At 32.3% G+C, this 3,238-nt stretch carries 2 protein-coding genes; both read left to right on the forward strand.

The window, feature by feature from the left end; translation table 11 throughout:
• The first annotated feature begins 133 nt into the window (after positions 1-133).
• A complete protein-coding gene (locus ACW2QF_RS12215) occupies positions 134-1,171 on the forward strand; it encodes a 2-hydroxyacid dehydrogenase (RefSeq protein WP_455716282.1) in 1,038 nt (345 codons plus the stop codon).
• Between the two features lie 307 nt (positions 1,172-1,478).
• A partial coding sequence (locus ACW2QF_RS12220; protein WP_455716283.1) for a methyl-accepting chemotaxis protein occupies positions 1,479-3,238 on the forward strand: 1,760 nt, incomplete at its 3' end.

Below are 3,238 nucleotides of genomic sequence, written 5' to 3' on the forward strand. Positions count from 1 at the left end.
ACTTCTTTGAAGCAAACGTCACTAATTATACCAAAGCAGCAGCATTTGATTTTGATGAGTTAGAATAGCATTTAAAACACATTAGTAAAATGAAATAGAATAAGGGTTATAGTTTAGAAAGAAGGATAAAATTATGAATAAAATAGCAGTGTATGATACGAAATCATATGATAAAGAATGGCTTGAAAAGTTAGGAACAGATTATAAGTTCAAATTTATTGAGAGCAGATTGAATGAAGAAACCGTAGAGCTTGCTAAAGGCTGCCAAGGAGTTTGTGCATTTGTAAATGATGATATCAACAAAGAGACAGTAGATAAACTACATGAGCTTGGAATTGAAGTAATCGCTATGCGCTGTGCAGGTTACAGTAATGTTGATTTTAAAGCAGCTTACGGTAAGGTTCATGTTGTTCGTGTACCAGCATATTCACCACATGCGGTGGCAGAACATGCGGCTGCACTTTTATTAGCAGTTAACCGTAAGATTCATAAAGCATATAATCGTACAAGAGACTTTAACTTTAGTTTAAGTGGATTGACAGGTATGGATTTATATGGTAAGACTATTGGTATAATTGGAACAGGAAAGATTGGACAAACATTTATTCAAATTTGTCGTGGTTTTGGTATGCATGTAATTGCTTATGATTTATATCCTGCTAAGAATACAGATCTTGAATACGTAGATTTAGATACTTTGTTCCGCGAAAGTGACATTATTTCATTACATTGTCCATTAACAGAGCAGACAAAACATATATTATCAAACGATGCGTTCTCAAAGATGAAGAAGGGTGTATATATTGTTAATACCTCTCGTGGTGCTTTAATTGAAACAGAAGCTTTACTAGAAGCGTTGAATGATGGAACAGTAGCAGGCGCCGGTCTTGATGTATATGAAGAAGAAGCTGATTATTTCTTCGAAGATCTGTCTGGTACAATTATGAAAGATGATATGCTATCCCTTCTTGTATCAAAACCAAATGTATTATTGACGTCGCACCAAGCATTCTTAACAAATGAAGCATTAGAGAACATTGCTAAGGTTACCATTGATAATCTAGATGAATTCTTTGGAGATAAACCATTAACTAATGAAGTATGCTATCATTGTCAATCAGGTAAGGTTTTAGAGAATTGTCCAAAGAAAGAAACAGGCCGTTGCTTCTAAAAGGACTTATAGAACTGAGATAAAATTCTGTAAGTTAGACATTTATAAAATTGTCTAGCTTACAGAATTTTTTTGTGAAAATTAACAAGAAATACTGACTATATATTTCTTATATACAATTATAATATTATTGATTGATAACTTTTTTATTAGTTTTTTGAATAAACTAATAGCGGAGATAAGTAATATATGTTATAATAGACGATATATATGATTCAAATTGTCATATATATAGACTCAATATGTAAGAGAAGTGTTCTGTTACTGTTGTAGTGATTGAATAAATGAATTATTGAGGTGTACGTATATGAAAAAATTAAAGAAGGTTATTTCAAAACAAAAACAAGAATTTAAATTACCAAAAGTAAAATTCAAGAGAACCAAAGAAGTAAAAGAAATTCCAAAATTAAAGGGAATTCAAAGGGTAATGAGAATCCCTAAATTAGGGGGGGAAAATGAAATTACGAATAAAAAAACAAGGCAAAGGAAATTACGTACTGTTTTATTAATGGGTTTTGTTGCACCAGTTATATTGATAATATCGTTGGGAATTATATCATATAACTTAGCTTCAGATGCAATCATTAAGAATTATGAGAGTTCTTCTTCTGAAACATTGGGAGCAAATGCTAGATATATGAATAGTATATTTGAAGAAGTTGCAACTCAAACAGTAAAGATAATCACAAATAGTAATTTTGAGTACTACTATAATAGGAATAATGGGAATACAGCTGAGGGTTTAGCGTATCTACGTGACCTAAAGAGTGATGTTGTGTCCAGTACCACTCTTATAGAGGGGATAAGAAATATCATTATATTAGATGACGATAAAAACTCAATTATTAATGGTAAAGATAGAATTAAGGATTCAGCATACGAACTGTTAGCTTCTACAGAGTTAGTGGAGGGAGATAGTACAAAAGAGGGTTGGTATGGTTCACATGGTCCAATTGATGAGAAAGAGGAAAAAAATTACGCAATAACGTACATAAAAGAAGCAATAAAGAGTAATACATATGTAATAACAGATATGGACTATGAATATGTTCAGACAATGTTAGACAATTTTCATCAAAATGGTTCAATAACTTCTCTTGTAACAAAGGACGGCATAGAGATATATTCCTCAGAATCAGAAGTAGGTGAGGATACTGTGTTCTATAATCAAGAGTTTTACAATAAAGCCTTACAAAAAGAAGAAACTGGTTACGAATATGTAACAATAGATGGTAAAAACTATCTATTTACCTATAGCCAGGTAGAGGATGGGGAATTAGTACTGTGTAGTTTGGTACCGAAAAGTATGATTCTAAAGAATGCGACTTCCATTGGTAGTGCAAGTATTATATTTGCAATTGTTTCATCTATTATTGCATTGATAATTGGTACTGTTTTAGCAAGAGGAATTGGTAAAGCAATCGGTGATATGAAAGATACAATGGAAAGTGTAGCACAAGGTGATTTAACCGCTACGTTTAAAACGAAGCGTAAAGATGAGTTTAAGATATTAGAGAATAGTCTATCTAATATGATTAGTAATATGCAACAGCTTGTTAAGGAAGTTGCTGAGGTTAGTGATCGAGTTAACGTTTCGGCAGAAGATTTATCAAATACATCATCAATGGTATTAGAATCTTCAAAGAATATATCCATTGCAGTAAACGAAGTAGCAATTGGCGCCTCAAAACAGGTATTAGATACAGATGCTTGCTTAAGACAGATGTCAACATTGTCAGATATGGTTAACAAAGTATATGATGAAACCAATGAGATGGATGGGTTATTTGAGAATACAAGAGAAACAGTTTCTGATGGTCTTACAATTGTTAATAATCTTAATGATAAAGCGAAAGCAACTTCGCAGATAACGAAGGAAATTTCAGCAGGTATGAAAAATCTTGAAGAGAATTCTCGTTCTATTGAGAGTATTGTTAATGCAATTAATGAAATCTCGGAACAAACTAACCTATTATCCCTTAATGCTTCTATAGAAGCAGCTAGAGCAGGGGAGTCAGGTAGAGGTTTTGCTGTAGTAGCAACAGAGATTAGAAATCTAGCTACTAA

The sequence above is a fragment of the Anaerosporobacter sp. genome (assembly GCF_965301125.1).